This is a genomic window from Caballeronia sp. NK8, from assembly GCF_018408855.1.
Lineage (GTDB): Bacteria > Pseudomonadota > Gammaproteobacteria > Burkholderiales > Burkholderiaceae > Caballeronia.
Genome location: NZ_AP024328.1, coordinates 14,416 through 33,363 on the forward strand (window position 1 = coordinate 14,416; position 18,948 = coordinate 33,363).

Annotated in this window: 11 protein-coding genes; 8 read left to right on the forward strand and 3 right to left on the reverse strand. The window is 59.2% G+C overall.

The window, feature by feature from the left end:
• Positions 1-120: 120 nt before the first annotated feature.
• Positions 121-537, reverse strand: coding sequence for a hypothetical protein (locus tag NK8_RS40775; RefSeq protein ID WP_213234666.1), 417 nt, complete (start codon positions 535-537; stop codon positions 121-123).
• Between the two features lie 447 nt (positions 538-984).
• Between NK8_RS40775 and NK8_RS40780 the strand changes: the two genes are divergently transcribed.
• Positions 985-5,385 (forward strand): TIR domain-containing protein, encoded by a 4,401-nt coding sequence (locus tag NK8_RS40780; RefSeq protein WP_213234667.1) that lies wholly within the window; start codon positions 985-987, stop codon positions 5,383-5,385.
• A 27-nt stretch (positions 5,386-5,412) separates the two neighbouring features.
• Positions 5,413-6,384, forward strand: coding sequence for a DUF4231 domain-containing protein (locus tag NK8_RS40785; RefSeq protein WP_213234668.1), 972 nt, complete (start codon positions 5,413-5,415; stop codon positions 6,382-6,384).
• Here NK8_RS40785 and NK8_RS40790 read toward each other — a convergent pair.
• A complete protein-coding gene (locus tag NK8_RS40790; RefSeq protein ID WP_213234669.1) occupies positions 6,381-8,192 on the reverse strand; it encodes a site-specific integrase in 1,812 nt (603 codons plus the stop codon). The genes NK8_RS40785 and NK8_RS40790 overlap by 4 nt on opposite strands.
• A 1,755-nt stretch (positions 8,193-9,947) precedes the next feature.
• Here NK8_RS40790 and NK8_RS40795 point away from each other — a divergent pair.
• From NK8_RS40795 to NK8_RS40815, 5 genes are read left to right on the forward strand one after another with little or no spacing between them, the layout of a single operon-like run.
• Entirely contained in the window at positions 9,948-11,246 is a 1,299-nt protein-coding gene (locus tag NK8_RS40795; protein ID WP_213234670.1) for a metallophosphoesterase, read from the forward strand.
• 3 nt (positions 11,247-11,249) lie between these two features.
• The gene (locus NK8_RS40800) at positions 11,250-12,362 is read left to right on the forward strand and encodes a GTPase-associated system all-helical protein GASH (RefSeq protein WP_213234671.1); all 1,113 of its coding nucleotides are present in this window, start codon (positions 11,250-11,252) and stop codon (positions 12,360-12,362) included.
• Positions 12,338-13,378 (forward strand): hypothetical protein, encoded by a 1,041-nt coding sequence (locus NK8_RS40805; protein WP_213234672.1) that lies wholly within the window; start codon positions 12,338-12,340, stop codon positions 13,376-13,378. Before NK8_RS40800 ends, NK8_RS40805 begins: the two co-directional genes overlap by 25 nt.
• Positions 13,375-14,256: a hypothetical protein gene (locus NK8_RS40810; protein ID WP_213234673.1), complete on the forward strand. Its 882-nt coding sequence runs from the start codon at positions 13,375-13,377 to the stop codon at positions 14,254-14,256. Before NK8_RS40805 ends, NK8_RS40810 begins: the two co-directional genes overlap by 4 nt.
• An 8-nt stretch (positions 14,257-14,264) precedes the next feature.
• On the forward strand, positions 14,265-16,367 hold the full coding sequence (locus tag NK8_RS40815) for a hypothetical protein (protein WP_213234674.1): 2,103 nt from the start codon (positions 14,265-14,267) through the stop codon (positions 16,365-16,367).
• Between the two features lie 176 nt (positions 16,368-16,543).
• Here NK8_RS40815 and NK8_RS40820 read toward each other — a convergent pair whose 3' ends face one another.
• Positions 16,544-17,449 carry a hypothetical protein gene (locus NK8_RS40820; RefSeq protein ID WP_213234675.1) on the reverse strand — a complete coding sequence of 302 codons (906 nt, stop codon included), beginning with the start codon at positions 17,447-17,449 and terminating at the stop codon, positions 16,544-16,546.
• A gap of 642 nt (positions 17,450-18,091) precedes the next feature.
• Here NK8_RS40820 and NK8_RS40825 point away from each other — a divergent pair.
• Positions 18,092-18,829: an RraA family protein gene (locus NK8_RS40825; protein WP_213234676.1), complete on the forward strand. Its 738-nt coding sequence runs from the start codon at positions 18,092-18,094 to the stop codon at positions 18,827-18,829.
• Positions 18,830-18,948 lie beyond the last annotated feature (119 nt).

Sequence of the window (18,948 nt, forward strand, 5' to 3'; positions counted from 1 at the left end):
TGCGTTGCTTGTCTGCCTGAACATGCATCGATGCTGAGCATAAGGGGGATGCGGGCGGAGACGTCGGCCACCGACGACAAGTCAGTGCGATGGCCGTCGCGAATCTGGTAGCGACCCGGATCAGACGTAATCGTTGAACAACTTCTTAGCGCCGTAGGCACCCCCAATCAACGCTACGAGTGCCCCAAACTCGGTGTACCAGGCGTTCCACCATACGGTTACGTCTTCATCATAGAGCGAGGGCCGATATCCGCCATGCGCAGCCCAATGGTCCAGCGCGGGCCAGAACGCCACCCACACCAGCCCAATCAACACTGGCCAGACGCTTCCGAGGCGAAGCATGTCGTAATCGCCGTCGAAGAACTTGAAAGAGGTAATTCCCAGGGCGATGGGGATCGCGAGAAGCGCCATGACTTTACTGCCGGTGCTCATGTCCAGCCCAAACGCGTTCGAGAACTGCCAGACGCAAAACAGGATGAAACCGCCGCCTAGAATCACAACGAGCAGGACCAGATCGTTGCCGTTTCGATTGCTCATACAAAAAGCCCTCAAAAGACGGACATATCGACCGCTGGCGTGCGAACTTTAATTTTCTGAGTTGCTTTTAGCGCGCTTCGCGCCTTTTGTCCAAAGTTTGGACATTAGAAAAACTCCGCCGGGGGCTTGGAGTCGATTTCAATCCGGGACGATCCACTGCGCTAACCAAAGAAAAGCCCGCTCATGCAGGCGGGCCGAAGTCCATGTCCGCGGGGCAGGACAATGGAGGAGACACTGGGTTGGTCGCAATCGTCATACCTAAATGTCAATCGGCGCGGCTCAAGCCCACGCGGCCATGGCTTCCCATACTCCTCCAGCGTCCTTGGCTGAGACCCCTAACGATCCTATAACTTGGAAGGCCCGCCTGCTTACCGCTGAATCCTTGATCGGGCTGTCTGTCGGTATAAGTAGCAGTAAAAACGAGGCTGTAGGGCAGGGAGACGGGCCGTGGCTGACACGTTCGACTTCGATGTTTTCCTGAGCTATCACTGGCGCGATCATGCCCAGGTCGAAGCGCTCGCGCGACGCCTGTATGAGGCCGGTGTTCGCCCTTTTCTCGACCGCTGGTATCTGGTGCCCGGTACTAACTGGCTCAGCGCGCTAGAAAAGAACCTCGCACGCTGCAAGTCAGTCGCCGTTTGCCTGGGCGCGGAGATGGGCCCGTGGCAGCAGCGCGAGCAGTACAGCGCGCTGGAGCGTCAGGTCGCCGAAGAGCGCCGCGGTGCATCCTTTCCCGTCATCCCCGTGCTGCTGACCGGCGCCGACGCGCCCCTGGGCTTCCTCAAACAGAACACCTGGGTCGACTTTCGTCCCAGTGTGGACGATCCAGTACGCTTCAAGGCGCTCACCCACGCCATTCGGGGCCTGCCGCCCGGACCGGAAGTAGAGTCGGTCGTACAGCAAGCGCTCTCGCGGGTGTGTCCATATCGCGGCCTGCTGTATTTCCGCGAACAGGATGCCGCCTTCTACTATGGCCGTCAGGCGGCGATCGATCAGTTGGCAGCGATGATCGCCCACTATCCGCTGGTGGCGGTGGTCGGCGCGTCGGGTAGCGGCAAGTCTTCGGTGGTTCGAGCGGGGCTGCTACCGCGCCTGCGCGCGAGCCGCTCGCCGGTCTGGGAGATCGCCACGCTCGTGCCCACCGATCGGCCGTTGCATGCGCTGTCCACCGCGCTGCTGCCGTTGCTGGAACCAGAGATGAGCGAAGTCACCCGCTTGGGCGAGATCACTCGGCTGGCCGACCAACTGGGAAACAAAGCCATCGCGCTGCGCGACGTCATCAATCGGGTTCTGGAAAAGCAGCCCGGCACCGAGCGGCTGATGCTGGTGGTCGATCAGTGGGAGGAACTCTTTACCCTGACGACCGACGAGATCGCGCGTCAGCGCTTCATCGACGAGATATTGGAAGCCACACAGAGAGCTAAGCTCTCAGTGGTGCTCACCGTGCGGGGCGACTTCTTCGGCCGCGCTATCACCGGCCAACGCGCGCTCTCAGATCGCCTGCAGGGGGCACAGGTCAATCTCGGGCCGATGATTCAGGACGAGTTGCGCCAGGCGATGGAAAAGCCTGCCGCGAAAGTTGGGCTTCATTTCCAGGCCGGGCTGGTCCAGCGCGTTCTTGACGACGCCGGTGACGAGCCCGGCAATCTGCCGCTCATGGAATTTGTACTGCAAGGGCTATGGGAAAGGCGCCAAGGCGGAACGTTGCTGCATGATGCTTATGACGCCATCGGCCAATTGCAGGGAGCGGTAGCACAGAAGGCCGACGAGATTGTGAGCGCACTATCACTAGTCGAACAGCAGGCAGTGCGACGCATTTTCCTTCAATTGGCGCAACCCGGCGACGGAGATGAGTACACACGTCGCCGGGTGACACTGGCGGCGATCGGATCGGCTTCGCTCCCGATTGCAAAGCGGCTCGCAGACGAGCGCCTGCTCGTGACATCCCCGGGCAAAGAGCGCAACGAGGCGACCGTTGAGGTTTCGCATGAAGCGCTGATCCACAGTTGGGGACAACTCAAGGACTGGCTCGATGAAGACCGCGAGTTCCTGCTCTGGCGCAAGCGCTTCAGCGAGATGCTTGCTGCGTGGCGCTCTGACAAACCGGAGGGAAGGTTGTTGCGCGACGCGTTTCTATCTGAAGCGCAACGCTGGTTGAGCGAAAGGGCTGAGTCGCTTAATCAGGAAGAGCGCGATTACATCTGCGAGAGCGTCGCCCTCAGGGACAGGGAATTCGACGCCGAGCAGGCTCGCCAAAAACGAGAGTTGGAACAGGCCAAGGAGCTAGCCGGACAAGCAAGGAAGCTGGCGGAGATTCAGCAAAAACGTGCCGACGAGCTGGCAGCGGCGCGCGTCGAGCGCGAGGCGCAGTTGAAACAGATCGCCGAGGAACAAGCACGCGTCAAGGCAGAACAGGCACGGACCGGCCGCGCGCAACGTCGCGTTCAGGCAATGATGGGCGTGATCGCTGTCGTATTGATCGTGACAGGGGGGTGGATTATTCGTCAGACCCGCGAGGTTGGACGCCAATCGTCGCTCCTGTTGGCAGTTGCAGCTGAGGCCGCGGCAGATGGCAACCTTTTCGACCGAGGTCTGCGCTTAGGTGTACTGGCAACGAGATCAAATTGGCTTCACCCCTCCCATCCCGCCGCCGGCCCTTCGTTGTCGCGCGCGGCCGATGGAAGCGCACTGCGGATTCTGATCCGTCACACTGACAATGTTACTTCTGCGAGTTTCGGCCCCGACGGCAAGCGCGTTGTTACGGCATCAGGGGACAAGACGGCGCGTGTTTGGAACGCGGACACCGGCAAGCCAGTCGGCGAGCCCATGGAGCATGGCAATCTGGTCTTGTCTGCCAGTTTCAGCCCCGATGGCAAGCGCGTGGTCACGGCATCAGGGGACAAGACGGCGCGCGTTTGGGACGCGGACACCGGCAAGCCGGTCGGCGAACCCATGACGCATGGCGATCTGGTCTTGTCCGCCACTTTCAGCCCCGACGGCAAGCGTGTCGTCACGGCATCGTGGGACAAGACGGCGCGCGTCTGGTACGCGGACACCGGCAAGCCGCTCGGCACACCTATGACGCATTACAGTGTGGTTACCTTCGCCAGTTTCAGCCCCGACGGCAAGCGCGTGGTCACGGCATCAGGGGACAAGACGGCGCGCGTTTGGGACGCGGACACCGGCTGGCCGCTCGGCGAGCACATGACGCATGGCGATACGGTCGGCTTCGCTGGTTTCAGCCCCGACGGCAAGCGCGTGGTCACAGCATCGGGGGACAAGACGGCGCGCGTCTGGGACGCGGACACCGGCAAGCCGCTCGGCGCGCCCATGACGCATGGTAGTGGGGTCACCTCCGCCAGTTTCAGCGCCGACGGCAAGCGTGTGGTCACGGCATCGTGGGACAAGACGGCGCGCGTTTGGGATACCGACACCGGCGACCCGGTTGGCGAGCCCATGACGCATGGCGATGCCGTTTCTTCCGCTAAATTCAGCCCCGACGGCAAGCGTGTGGTCACAGCATCAGGGGACAAGACGGCGCGCGTCTGGGACGCGGACACCGGCAGGCCGCTCGGCGCGCCCATGACACACGGTGATACCGTTTCCTCCGCTAGTTTCAGCCCGGACGGCAAGCGTGTGGTCACCGCATCAGCGGACAAAACGGCGCGTGTCTGGGACGCTGACACTGACAAGCCGCTCGGCGCGCCCATGACACATGGCGATTGGATCCCCTCCGCCAGATTCAGCGCTGACGGCAAGCGTGTGGTCACGGCATCTTGGGACAAGACTGCGCGCGTCTGGGACGCGGACACCGGCAAGCCGCTCGGCGCGCCCATGACGCATGGCGATTGGGTCTTCTCCGCCAGTCTAAGCCCAGACGGCAAGCGGGTGGTCACGGAATCAAACAACAAGATGGCGCGCGTCTGGGATGCAGACACCGGCAAGCCGCTCGGCGCGCCCATGGCGCATGGCGATATCGTCACCTCCGCCAGTTTCAGCCCCGACGGCAAGCGTGTGGTCACGGCATCTTGGGACAAGACTGCGCGCGTCTGGGATGCAGACACCGGCAAGCCGCTCGGCGCTCCCATGACCCATAGTGGTACGGTCTACTCCGCTCGTTTCAGCCCCGACGGCGAGCGCGTGGTCACGGCATCGGGGGACAAGACGGGGCGCGTTTGGGACGCAGACACCGGCAAGTCAATCGGCGCGCCCATGACGCATGGAAATACGGTCATCTCCGCTAGATTCAGCCCCGACGGAAAACGTGTGGTTACGGCATCCATCGACAAGACGGCGCGCGTCTGGGATGCAGACACCGGAAAGCCGCTCGGCGCGCCCATGACGCATGGTGATACGGTCTACTCCGCTAGTTTCAGCCCCGACGGCGAGCGCGTGGTCACGGCATCAGGGGACAAGACGGGACGCGTTTGGGACGCAGACACCGGCAAGCCAATAGGCACCCCCATGACACATGGAGATACGGTTTACTCCGCTAGTTTCAGCCCCGACGGCAAACGCGTGGTCACGGCATCCCTCGACAAGACGGCGCGTGTCTGGGATGCAGACACCGGAAAGCCGCTCGGAGAGCCCATGAGGCATGGTGAAACCGTTTCCTCCGCTAGTTTCAGCCCGGACGGCAAGCGTGTGGTCACCGCATCAGGGGACAAAACGGCGCGCGTCTGGGACGCCTACTGGCCGTCTATCTCTCGCGCGCCAAACCTCATTGACGAGGTGTGTCAACGCAAGCTGCACGGGGATGCGCGAAAGCTCAGCGAGGCCGACGTACGCGCAGCCAGAATTCTGTCAGCTGAGACTGTCGGAGAGGACGTCTGCGGTGAAGCCCCGTAGGGGGCGAGCGCGCGCTCAATCTCGAACATGAAGGCAGGTGCCTATTGGCGGCTCCAAACTCTTATCGGCGAAATCGTGGAATTGCACCGGATGAACGATGAAGTCATTGCGAAGATCTGGCACCGCCGGATCGAATGGTCGCGAGCCGCCGCCAAGCTGAGGGCACGGGTGGTGTACGGACGTCTGGCCGTGCTGATTTTGAATGTCGTCGGTGCAATCGCGGCAACCCTGTCTGCGACGATACCCTCGCATATACCGCAAGCCAGTGCCGGGTGCGCGCTCCTGAGCGCTATCGTGCTCGCAGTCGCCACATATGTGAAAGCACACGTCATTTCCGTGGACGCGATCCGGGCCTGGACCCGGGCGCGTTCCGTGTCAGAAGGGCTCAAAACCGAGATCTACCTGTTCTGCGCGCGGGCGCGACCCTATGACGGTGAGGATGCTGTTTCGCTCCTCAATGAGCGAACTCGCGCCATTGAGAAGCCAGCTGGCGATCTGACGCCGCATTTGGCCGCCGTGACTGAAGCCGTGCCGAGCCCGCCAGCGATGATGGACGAGAACGAATACATCGAGAAGCGGGTAAAGCAACAAATCGACGGCTACTATCGGGCAAAGGCACGGCTGTATGCCGAGCGGTTGAGGGCTTTTCGCTGGGTCGAATTAGCCCTCGGGCTGATCGGCACCGTGTTAAGCGCCGCTGCAGCATTCACGAGTCACCACGACGTGGCCCATACCGCCACTCAATCGGGTCTGGCGGCATGGGTCGCGGTCGTAACGACGATCAGCGCGGCATTGGCGGCCCATGTAGCCGCGGACCGCTATGACTTCGTGGTCATGAGCTATCACGCCACCGCAAGCAGACTTGACGCACTAGTTGATGAATGGCAATCGCCGCCAAAGAATAAGCGCCGATCGTGGTCCAGTTTCGTCAAATCCTGCGAAGACGCGATCTCCGTCGAGAACGAAAGCTGGCTCGCGAAGTGGTCAAAAAAACTCTAAGCAGGCTCGGATTTCGGACGACGATAGAAGGTCGCGGCCTCGCGGAGCATCCGTAGTTTTTCCGCCTGCACATAGACCGAGGTCGTCTGCAGCGACGCGTGCCCGAGGATTCGTTGCACGACGTCGAGCGGCACGTCCTCGGCCGCGGCATGTGTACCGAACGTATGACGGAACGCGTGAGGCGATGTGCCAGCCAGCAACTTGATTTCGTCGACCGACAACTCAGTGCTCATTTCCGCAATCAACCGCTTCATCGCCCACGCGATCATCTTGTTGATGCCGTCGACGTGGTAGGCGAGGGCGGTGCCGTCGGCGTACTTTTTCTGGCCGTGCGCCGTCCGAGGAACAAAAAGCGTCGACAATAGCGGGCCTTCCTTTGCCGTATCGAACTCAAGCCCGCGGTCCCGCCAATGCGCCGTCAACGCCGCGATGGTCGCGGGGCTGACCGGCACCGTGCGTTGCTTGTTGCGCTTGCCAACGATGGAGAGTTGCCAGACCGTCTCTTGGCCATCGCCATAATTCGTCGGGGACATCGCTTCCCGCCGGGCATTGACCAGCTCCTCTCGCCGCAACCCGGAGTCGCCGCTCAACAAAAGCGCGACGCGAACCGACCTCCAGTACGCGCCATCGTCCCGGTCGCATTGTGTATCGATGTAGGCGCGAATCCGCTGCCACAGGGACGGCGGGAGCGCCCGATCAACCCTGAGCAGATCCTCCCGCTCAACGATGAGCGGATCAGATACCGCGCTCCACGGGTTGCCGGCGAGATAGCGCACATTCACCAACCAAGCGAACGCCGCGCGCAAAGCGCGCACCGCGTACCGCTGACTCTCGGAACTGAGCTCCGCTGTGGCAAAGGGTCTCCAACGGCCGCTTACTCTCGACGCACGCGGGCCGACAAAGTCAGGCGAGGGTGCACGCAAGAAGTCTTTATAGGCTTCGCAGTCGTCGGCGAGCAGGGAGCTGAGCGGCTTGCTCCTCACGGTCACAGACCAAAGCAGGAACCGCTCGATCTCCTTGGTATAGGCGCGTAGCGTCTTAGGCTGATCGCGGTAATGGTGCAGGTAGGCGCGAACGGCATCCAGATCGTGGCGAGCTCGGATATACGAAAAGCTGCTGTGGCGATTGACGCCATTTGTGCCCGCCAGTTCGTTCGCCAAGTCGAGCCGCTCGAGCGGCGCCAGGATGTGCGAACCTGTATCGATCGTTACAAGGTCCGCCTCGGGCGCGCGGAACGGGTCGTCGAGGATGACGTCCGACGCGACGTACGCGCCGAGGTCGCGTTCATGGTGGCGTAGCCAGGACACGATGTGTTGTGCGCGACCCGGCCCAATGCGCGGCACCGCGCGCCACCAGCTTCCGCCCCGCCGGTTACAGAAGTCCACCAGTTCAGCCAGCGTCTGAACGCCCGCGTCTTTCAGCCGCCGGGCGACCAGCGGCCGGAACCACATGCCGACGCCCTGCGTCGGCTCGGGCTTGGCGACGGCCAACAGCGCCGCCTGCTCGACCATCTTGAGCGTCACGGCGGTCAGGCGCGCGCTGCCGTGGGCCTTGGCCGACGACTTCAGGTGGTCGGCGAGCACCGATGAGCCATGCTCGAGCGCCAGTTCCACCAGTTCCGCCTGCATGCGCCGCAGAAACGCCTCGACCCAGGCGGGCGTCGCGTCGTTGCCGTCTTCGTCTTCGGAAAAGTACAGACGCGTAATCGTCGACGCGGGAATGCGCTGGACGAACGCGCGCAACGCCGCGAAGTGGTTGCGCGTGTACGCCGCGCGGCTTTTTGTGACGGTCTGCGGTTTGTTGGCCATTGGCGGTTTCTTGACGTTCGCTGAGAGGCCCGTCAGGACGGGACGTAGATGCCCTACCCCCTGATTTTACCCATTAAACGTAATCCTGATAATACGAATTATCAGGCATGGAGGGACGTTTTTCGGCAGATCTCCATGCCGCTGGCCGACCAAAGCCGTTGATGGGTCGTACCGCAGCGGCAAGATTAAGCGTAATGCTGCTAATACGACTTATCACGCTTGAAATGACGTCCACCAGTGCCTAAAGTCGGCGTGGGAGCGCCACGTATTAGCAGAATTACGCTTAATGGCGGGCGCAGGGTTGGCGAGGTTCTAAAGCGTCGACGGAAGCGCCCGCCGCGCCCGGCTGATCTGCGATCACGGGTTCGTTTGACCCAGGAGCGCCCGATGTTGCGGGGCGAGGCAAGCACTTCCGGGCGTCGTGGGCCCCTCTGCCAACACACGAAGGCCGTGGCGCCCCGGTCGAGGGAGCGTCGAATATGGCGGTTGGGAACGGGTCGGGCACCGTTCGCCGCAGCGAAACGCAGGATCGTGCCACTGACTTAACGAGGGTGGCTCGCTTGACGCTAAAGGCCGCTTACCGCAATGGGCCGGTACGCCGCCCCTTTTACCGATCTGTGAACTCAAGACCATAGCCATGCGCCTTTCGCGGGCAGCCCGCCGCGTCGCTTCGCGCGGCGAGCATGTCTCAATCGGTTGCAGGCCACGGAAACCATGCTCGCCGGCGCCTAGTAGGATGACCGGTCCATTTCAAGAGAGGAAGGCGTTTAGGACGTCAGTCAACGGCGCGCAAGGCAAACGGGGCGAGGAGGGTTCGCCCGCGGGCTTCGCCCAAGGACCTCGACGATCCGGTCGCGGGAGCGAGCCAGTGTGCCGGAGGCGGCTCACGCTCGGTAGGCGGTCAGTGGAGGGGGCATAGGCGCCTCGCAGTAAAAGATTTACCGATTATCCACCGTCGCGAGATTCGCCGCGGCAGATTTTGCCGCTACTAACACTGAATGTTGAATGCCCATCCGCCCCACCGCTGACCGTCCGTCGCCCGTTCATGGCCGAGGCGTGTTCGTGCTCACGCGCATCAGTTCCGGTGAGGTGCTGTCTAAGTGCGAAGGCTAGCTTCTCCCTTAGAAGGAAGCGCAGCGCCGGCCGCTCAGGCCGCCCTCAAGCGACTCTATGGATGTCACTGCGGATCACTTGCCTGTCCAAGGGGCGATGCTCGCGCCACGCGGCCGGTAACGGCCCATGTATGCCCGCCTTACCATTGCGACGGGCGTAGGTGGGCACCATTGGACTTGTGACCCGTCCGCTCCCCAGTTCGCTCCTCAGCCGCTTTGTCGCTCGGTGCCTGTGCTTCAAGCAAGCGAGAAAAATCGGAGCCAAGTCGGCAAGCTGCCCAAAGCTACAATTGCCATGGGTTGCAATCGGGTTGGCGAGGAGGCGGCGAGTTTGAACGAGGGCGGATCGAGGGTCATCGCCGTGCGTGGAGCTGCAGAGCGATCCGTCGTCCGACGCCGATACGCTGGGCAGCGATCGATCGCACGGCGCGAATTCCGAGGACTTGACGATCGCGGGTAAGGGAACGCATGAGGTCTGTTGGGTCTGCCCACGGAGATCCCTTGGAGTCGCCGTGCACTCGTCGGGGGAAGAGTTCGGCTCAATCGCTTCGCTAGGGTGTTTGTGGCCGTCGAACGGTGTCGGCAGCGGGCGAGACGACGATACAATATGTATACGTCAATCCCTGCAGTCGCCAATTAAGAGATGAAAAAAGTTCGGCTGTTGCATCTTTCAGATATCCATTTCCACCCTCCGGGCGCAATCGGACACGATCCCGACTATGCGCTTCGGGAGGATCTCCGTTTGGATCTCGCGGCGATGGTTGCGGGGCGAGGTCCTCTCGACGCGATTCTAGTAACTGGAGATATCGCGTTTTCGGCGGCTAAGGTTGAGTACGAAAATGCTTCCGAGTGGCTCGATGCGATGGCCGACACCGGCGGTTGCGGGCGTGAGATGGTGTACGTATGTCCTGGCAATCACGATATTGACAGAGAGTTCATCCGCAAGAACGGGCTGGTTGAAGACTTGCACGATAGCGTGCGAGGTCGACCGTCACACTTCGAGCGGGAACAGCACCTCATGAGGCGCCTGGAACAAGACGTTGCCCGCGAGTTGGTGTACTCACCCCTGACGGAGTACAACAAGTTTGCTGCCCGGTACGATTGTGCTTTTTTTGCTGATGAGCGTTACGCTTGGGACAGTGACGACTTTGTGCTCAACGACGGGTCTGCCTTGAGGATACGAGGGCTGAATTCAGCGCTACTCTCGGGTCCCCGCGATGCACGCGGCTCCTTGTTTTTGGGCGCGAAGGCTTACACGATTACAAGGCGCGCCGGCGTTGAATACCTGACAATGTGCCACCATCCACCGTCATGGTTGATTGATGGCGCCGAGGCGCACCGATCTCTGGAAGACCGCGCACGTATTTTGTTATTTGGTCACGAACATGATCAGCGTATTGCGTTCGGTCGTGACAATGTCGCTTTGTACGCTGGCGCTACCAATCCAGCTCGGGACGAAAAGGGTTGGAAGCCGGGATACAACATCATAGAAATCTGGGTGGAACGCGCCGGAGATGTCCGCCAGCTCCATGTGGAGGTGGTAGCAAGAGAATGGCAGGACCGTCCGGTGCAGTTCCGTAACCACGAGGATCGTAGGAACAGGCCAACTCACGTTCACCATTTTGAGCTTGAGCCTTGGATCGCACCACACGCGTCGGAGGCTCCGGCAATGGTAACCCCAAGCGAGAATGGTGGTCCGACGGCCGAAGCGCCGGCCGTGAAAGAGGAATCTCCGCGTCCGCCTGCAATGCGATCGATTCTCCACGCATTCTTTCGGCTGCCAATCTCTCGGAAAAGCGAAATCGTCGGGAAGCTTGGCCTGCTCGATGACAGCGAGACACGGCTACCGGAAGTCGAGCGCTTCAAGCGTGCAATCGAACGCGCGAAGCAGCAGGGTAAGCTAGAGACGCTCTGGAAAATGACAATGGAACGGGGAAGTTAAACGATGTCGGAGACGACCGCACAGTATCTATCGCGCTTGCACCTCTCAACTGGTCTGGTATCGGATACGGATGTAGTGGACCGCAGGGCAACGGCGATCAAGTCGGTAGCTGAAAAGTGCACAATCGAACAGGCCGTCATCGGTGCGTCGGTCGCGGCTGGCATCGCGAGCGATTTTTCTAAGCTGCAGTGGTTGACCACGCCGATTTCCGCCGCTGATCCTACATACGCACCTGTAGGAATTGACAAATCCGCAGCTATCGCCGCGTCTGCGTTCACGAACGCGGTGCTTGCGGGTTCGGACAAGCGCAGCTCGGCTGCGGCGCTCGTTGTGTTGTCAGCGGGCCTGTCTGCCGCGCGAGTTACCATCGTCGACGATCGGCTTTCGGCCGCGGCCCAGCGACGTTTGTGGGCAATCCAGCAGATCGGGGGGCCGCAAATTAAATATAGTCAACCATCGGCGTCGGTTGTGGCGGAGCAGATCGTGGCGCTAAGCACCCCGTTGGCGCAAAACAATGCCCCAGCGGCGGTTGAGCCGTTGAAGGCGGTAGTTGATGGGCTCGTGAAGGCAGACGCTGCACAGGGCAAAGCAGCGTCTGAGGCAGTTTCAGCGATTATCACCAGACAAAATCTGCTAGAAGCAGAAGTGCAAATGCTGTGGTGGGTAGTCGGTAAGGCGAGTCACGAGTTGCTGAAACCGTTTGCCGATCTTCCGGCCTATGAAGCTGCCGCTCGTGCCGCGAAGGAGCTCGTTGGGATGTTTTCGCCGCATCGGCCATCAGGTCCATTCGCAGCACCATCGCTGTTAGAGCGCGTTCTGGAGTCGAATCAAAAATCGAGGTCTGCCGCACAGACACTTGAGAAGGCAATGAGCGGACTCGCTAAGGAGGTGCGCGCAGCGTTGTTTGTTGCTAGGCCGTCTGCATCCGCTGCGCCGGCCGCATTTCCGATCATGCTCGCAGCGGAATTTTCTCTTGAAAGCAACGACGAGCCGGACTGGAAGCCTCGGTTCACACGTACATCCCATGTTGACGCAACGCACGAGCTCACTCCGGTCGAGTTCGCCAAGCAACTTCTTCGTGAGTTCCTGCTATGGAAGATGCTGTCAACGTCGTAACGCCCAAAGGTAAGTGCCGCACTTCTGGATGCTTCGCCCCAGACGAGCGCTGTATTGAAGGTCTGACTTTAGAGGAATGCCCGAACTTCACGTTTGGGGAAATCGAGCGAGACGATTCTACTGAGCAGAGACTGGTTGAAGCCCGCGGGCATGGACACATCGAAGCTACCACAGTGATCGGTCGGGGGGGCGCGGCATTTTCTGCAGCGGAGGCCGACTCATGCATCTTAAGCATGCCGCTACGCTCGACGGTCGGAGTTGTGTCGCTCGTAGGCGTGCCGGATTCCGGCAAGACGACGCTCCTCGCAAGCCTCTATGAGATAGTGCGTCGAGGCCTCGTTCATGGAGCACTCTTCGCAGGGAGCGAAACGATCCGCGGTTTTGAGGAACGGTGCCACTATTCGAGACTTGCTTCGTTCCGGTCGTCGCCGGACACACCGCGCACTGCCGCGGAGTTGAGACTGCTTCATCTTAGTGTGGCATTGGAGGGTACCGGCAAACGGATCGAATTGTTTTTCGCTGACCGCCGCGGCGAACAGTTTCAGGATCTGCTCGATCGCCCAGCGCTGAATGACAGCTTCATAGAGGTACAACGCGGAAGTCACGTCGCATTTCTCGTCGATGGAGACCATCTGATCGATGGTGGTAAGCGGGAGGCCGCAATCGCGAAAGTCCAGCGGCTTGCGATTGCATTGAAAGACAAGCTCTCGGATACATGTGCGATCCAGCTGGTTGTGACCAAGAACGACCGACTGGAAGGTCATACCGATGAAGCGTTTATTCGCAGCAGGATCGACTCGCTATTCAAGCGAATCAGCCAAACCCTCAAGGCTGACGTTCGCGTCTCAGTGCACTATATCGCCTCGAGAATGCTCGGGGAACCAGCGAGCGGACTGAATGGATTGCTGGAGCAATGGCTCCAAATCTATCCTGCCGCGCAACGCGAAGCGATATCTGTACCTTTGGGGTCCAACGCGTTCGAACGCCTGATGAACGTCCAGACGGGGAACGAATGAAACGGAAACTCATCATCGCCGGCATGCCCGAGTCCGGCAAAAGTACTTTCATCGCAGCTCTGCGGCACTTACTCGTCCACCAAGATGTTCGGACGAAGCTGGTTGCGACTCGCCTATCTGATGCGGAAGGTCATCTCAATCGCCTTGAACAGGAATGGATCGCTTGCGAGAAGGTCGAGCGGACAAAGCAGACTGTCGAAGAATGGGTGTCACTGTTCGTTAAACAAGTTGACGGCAGCCAAGAAGCAGTATTGATGATTCCAGATTTCTCTGGAGAAGCCTTCCGACGCCCCGCTGCGACCGGACATTGTTCTGAGGCGGTCGCTTCAATGCTTCAAGAGATTGATGGGATGTTGCTGTTCACGAACGCCGACCGCGGCGCGGACGACATTCGACTAGAGCAATTCGCTGGGCTACTTGACGAGGCTATCGACGCCTCGGAAGACCTTGTGGAAGGTGTGCCAGTCGGATCTAAAGAGTCTGTCAATGAGGACGTCGTCCCGTTTGAGCCGCTGAATATGCCCGAAGAGCCGCTCCTCGTGGAGATATTGCAGATTCTAAACAGACCGCCCCGCGCGCCAAGAAAGAGGATGCTCGCGATCATTGTGTCAGCGTGGGATGAAGTGCAGGATAACCCCGCGGAACCGGAGGAGTGGCTCCGTCAGCACCGTCCAATGCTCTGGCAATACCTTCGCAGCAACACAACTTTATGGGAGAGCCGCGTTTACGGAGTTAGTGCTCAAGGAGGCCGGCTACCGCAGGATAAGGTCGCTCTGCAATGTACGATTCCTGGTCAACGCGTCCAGATCGTTGGCCACCAAGCGCAGCCGCACGATCTAACAGATCCGATCGATTGGCTGATGGCGAGCACCGAGTAGTACGCAAAATGAGTATGCCAAAGGAGTTGCTCGAGTTTGACCAAGCAGTGCACGGCTATAGGGACGGGCACCGCCAGCTCTATGGGTCCACCATGTTGGATCTGGCGAGTGCCGACACTATGACCCTAGCGAGTGATCTCTTGATCTCACGCAGCCTGAAGAACAACGAAAGCTATCTCACCGGATATCCGCTAAAGGGAGCGCATAAATATGTGTTTGCGCGGACGTGGCCTGCGCCCGAAATGTCTCGGCCTGGATGTGTCTGGACTCATTCGCTCATCATTGACTATCTGACTGTTTCGAAAATCGACGACGCTCGAGCCATTTTGTCGATGTTCAAGCGACCGACTATCGCTACTTTGTCGGACTACGGTTCCCCCATAAATTTTTCGGAGAAGCAATCGACGCTTGAGCAAGCGATCTCGGAAGAGATAGCGCTTGAGGTCGTACATTGCCTGTATGCAGCGGTGAGGCCGCAAAAATCGCGTGTGATTTTTGCGAATCGGTCGACAGTAGATAACACATCCATAGCACTTTCCATTTGGTCTCAAATGCCTCCGCGACTGCGCCGAGCGGCAGCTTTCTGCACAGGCGACTCAGCGAGCACGGTACCTTCTGATTCTGACATCGCTATCGGATTTTCGTCTTTGCCGACGGAACATACACTCTGCGACTTGCAATACTTTTCGGATGCTCGCTCCGGTGGTATGCGTCTACTCGCAAAGGATCTAACGCGTCGATTCATGACACCTCTGCGTCAGTTTTTGCGCCGCTATTCTGTTGATGTGAAGGATCCCCTTGGAGCGATCCGACCGTTGGCAGAGTTCTTCGATTCACTTCGCCTCGCACGCGATCCCCAGGATTTTCGTGCAATTGCCGCTACAGTCGGAGAGGCTTTTCCAACACGCATCGACGCGCGGTCCTTCAAACAGGACCTTCTGCTGGGACGATTCTTTGATCGGAGCGATGCACTGATGCTTCGAATGAATTGCGTTTTCGGAACACTGCAAGCGGTCGAGAGCGCCGAGCTGCCTATGGTCGTTCCCGAAGGCAGCGAAGTTAGCGAACTATCTAATCTGTTAGCACGTACGCCACAAGCACTGCCGTCAGTTTTGAAGTTCTATAGTTCTGATGTAGTCGGCGATCTGGTAAGGCTCTCCTTGGCTGAGGCGGCGTCTCAAGTTCCTGCCAGCACAGTGTCTTTTTTAGGATTCGAAGATGACGAAGCATTGGCGGTTGCGAGGTTATGGCCTAGTGTCCTGCACGAGCGCAATTTTTGGTTAACTCACCGCGATGTGCGAAGGCAACTTCTCGATGCGTCTGGATTAGACTCACGAGCGGTATCTCGCTTTATCGACGTGTTCTGGGAAGAACTGAATGAAGAGGATTTCCGTTTGTGTCTGGTAAAGGACCACGAGGTAACCGTTAGCGCGATCGGTGAGCGGTGGCGTGCCGACGATCCCGCCACAGAAGTGTCTACGCGGGCGATCAGGAGCTTAGCGGCTTACGATGGACTCCTTTCTAGAGCAGTACGAGTCGCTGGCTGGTTACCGCGTGTACTCTGGAAGCAAATTGGAATTCAATTGGCCAGTGCCGTTTGCGGTCCAGAGGATGATGCGGTGTGGGCTACGATTTTAGCCAGGTCCAATGTTCAGAGATTGGGGCGCGACGAAAGTGCTCTTGCGTGCGTCTTTTTTATTTGGTCCTTAAGCAGCGCGCCAGCTACCTCCATGCAGTTGATCAATGCCAGCTTCGATTTACTGTACGATATCGCTTGGAATGGGCAACTTGTACCAATTGAGCAAGAGGTCCTCGAAAAGGGCTTGCCGCGAGACGGGGTCTCGAGTTGGGATTACTGCAGGCGCCTTGCGCGGGCGCTCGTTAGGCGGGTGATCACGGGCGAAGGTTGGGAGCTTGAGGTGCTGTCGCTCGACTTAAGCGCTCTTACTATTGGCGGTGTGATCAGGGAAATCGAGTCACGCAGCGACGCTCTCGATTTGTTGAGATCCCTCGAGGATTCTCTCGACCGCGTTTCGGGCGCGGAGCGGCGTTGGAGCAAAGCTCTTAAAACCGCAATTAAGCAGCGAACGTCTCTTTGGTCGCTTTGGTGATGACCAAATGGCGACCGACATGCATTGAACACGAATTTCATAAACGGGCATCCCGGTCTCGCACTTTGCGAGGTCTGAGACTGAAAGCTCCAACGACGAGCGCCCGACATTCCCCGACGAAATGACGTTTTCGCGATGCTCGGGCGCTTGCAGGCCAAGCCTAACGTTTCGACCGGCTATTTCGGCTTCGCGGCAACCTCGCTTGGTTGCTTGCGCATCCGACGAACCATCCAACGATGAATGCTGCGGATGCCTTCCGAACCAGGCCGCCCACTTGTCCTGTTGAGCGGGACCATGCAGAAGACTACGAGCCCAGGAACTAGTAGAAGAAGGGAGGTCAAGGCATCCCCGACGATGTTAAGTGGCTCAGCGTTCAACCAGCCATAATGGCCGCCGACCAGAACAGTGCTCAACGCGACGGCAGATGCGCTGATCAACGCTTTCGCGGTTAGGAGCGCCACCCATTTCCAAGTGGTCCAGATGAACCGGGGCCGTCGCGCGGCGCCGCTTAACCCCGCCATCAAATACGCGCACCATTGCGTAAGCGAGATAAACGCTAGGAGGCCGAGGAGAAGAAAAACTTCCCGCTGTAAATCCAAGGAATACTCGACGGTGGCCAATATCGCGCGCGCAAGTGCGTTTCGTGGCTCTCCGTCGAAGCCAAATATGCCGGACTCGCCGGCAGCAACGAGAACAAATGAACTTCCAAACAATGCGCCGAAATAGGCCGCCCACATCGGGTAGATGACTTCAGGCTCGGATTTTGCCTTTTCGTTCACGACGTGGAGCATGAATGCGATCATATAGAGCGCGACGAACATGACTGCCGCGTAGGGATGCGAACGTACGAGAGAGCTGACCGTCGTTTGCTTGTCGAGTGGCATCCAGCCGCACCCGCTGATCAACCTGTAGCGATTTGTCTCGAGGGGCTGGAAGACGAGTTCTTGTGTTTCCAAGCCATCGCCAAATTGGGCTTTCGAAAACCCAGCGTTGGTAAGGAAACGCGTGATTTTGGCTTCTCCGTCATCACGCTCGCGCGACGGAGTCACCTGCGTCTCATCGCGATGATTGGTCACGTCCACGGTGATTCTTCCATGGTCTGCTACGTAGTGCCCGTCAAGCTGCGGCCAAAGCCACAGCCACGCGAGGGTGCACCAAGCAGTGATTGCCACGATCGAAAGCAGCCTGCTTTGTACTCTTCGGTTATCGCTCCGAGGAATTAAGGTAAGCCATCTAGTTGCTGATGCCATCTCGTTCACCCTCGGCACGCGGGGACATGAAGCGAGACCGAACACCGACCGGTCGGTTGTGCGGGAAACCAGCATCGGTCTTGCCGTTTTAAAACGCAACAGCGGGAACTGCTGCCGTGCCTATAACCAAGAAGGGATTCGATTTTCATACCTTACGGCCCATCCTTGCAAATCCGGGTTATCGGCAAAAGCGCGGATGTCTGAAGACCGACGCGTTGGCAAAACTCCTGGTAAGGACTTTAATCAACTGCTCCGGCGGGTGCCGAGCATCTTCGAACGTGTCGCAGCTCTCAACGCGTGCCGAGAACGTTAAACAATTGTGGTAGCCGATGAAGCCTGCTAACAGGAGATTTACGGTTACAGACGCACCGCAACTAACTTGAGAGTATCGGAGGTTGCCTCGGGCGGGGCAGGCAACAAGACTTCTAGGGGCTGGAAACCTGGATCTGTAACTGCGAACTCAAGGAAGCACATATGAATCAACTACCCGTGCTACAAATCAGCGAGCGGCTCGGAGCACTTAGTTCTTCCGACGCAGCTGACGCATTGATGAGCTTGGGCGTATCACGCGTTGTGATGAACGAGCTGCAGAACTTCGGAAGCTCAAAGGGCTCTATTGTTGGGCGCGCAAGAACGTTGCGGTTCCTCCCGGAAAGGGAGGACATCGAAAGTGCACCAGGACGCCGGGTTAATCGGCAGCTATATGAAACCGTCAATCCGGGGGACGTGTTAGTCGTTGACGCTTTGGGCGCACCGTACGCCGCTATGGGAGACATGATGTTTTCCCGATTAGCCTACAGGGGTGTCGGTGCGATCGTTGTGGACGGCGCGGTGCGAGACGTTGGGGCCGCAGCAAGCAAAGACTTTCCTGTGTTCGCCCGGGGTAGGTCTGCAAGACCTTACTTCGGCGCGATGCAGCCGTGGGAGGCTGATGTCGCCGTCCAATGCGCGGGTGTACTCGTTTGCTCCGGCGATTGGATAGTCGCAGATAACGACGGGATAGTTGTTGTTCCCCCTAGCCTTGCGTCGGACGTGGTCGAGATGGCGGAGCGTAAGCGCATCGCAGATCAGTTCAGCCGGGCGTTGATTGAGGCGGGCTTTCCACTCGCAGACGCCTATCCTCTGCCGCGATACATGAATACATTCTTGGCGCGATACCTTGACGATCAAGTTTTGCCGACGCAAGAAGAAGTGGCTGCCTCGAAAGACTGATATTTAGAGAACGACAATTATCTTGGCCGGTCCTTTGACAGTTACCTTGGCCGGTGGTGAGGAGTCGAAGGCGGCGTAGCCGCCGGAGACGACGAACTACCGGCGGCGCCGGAGTAACG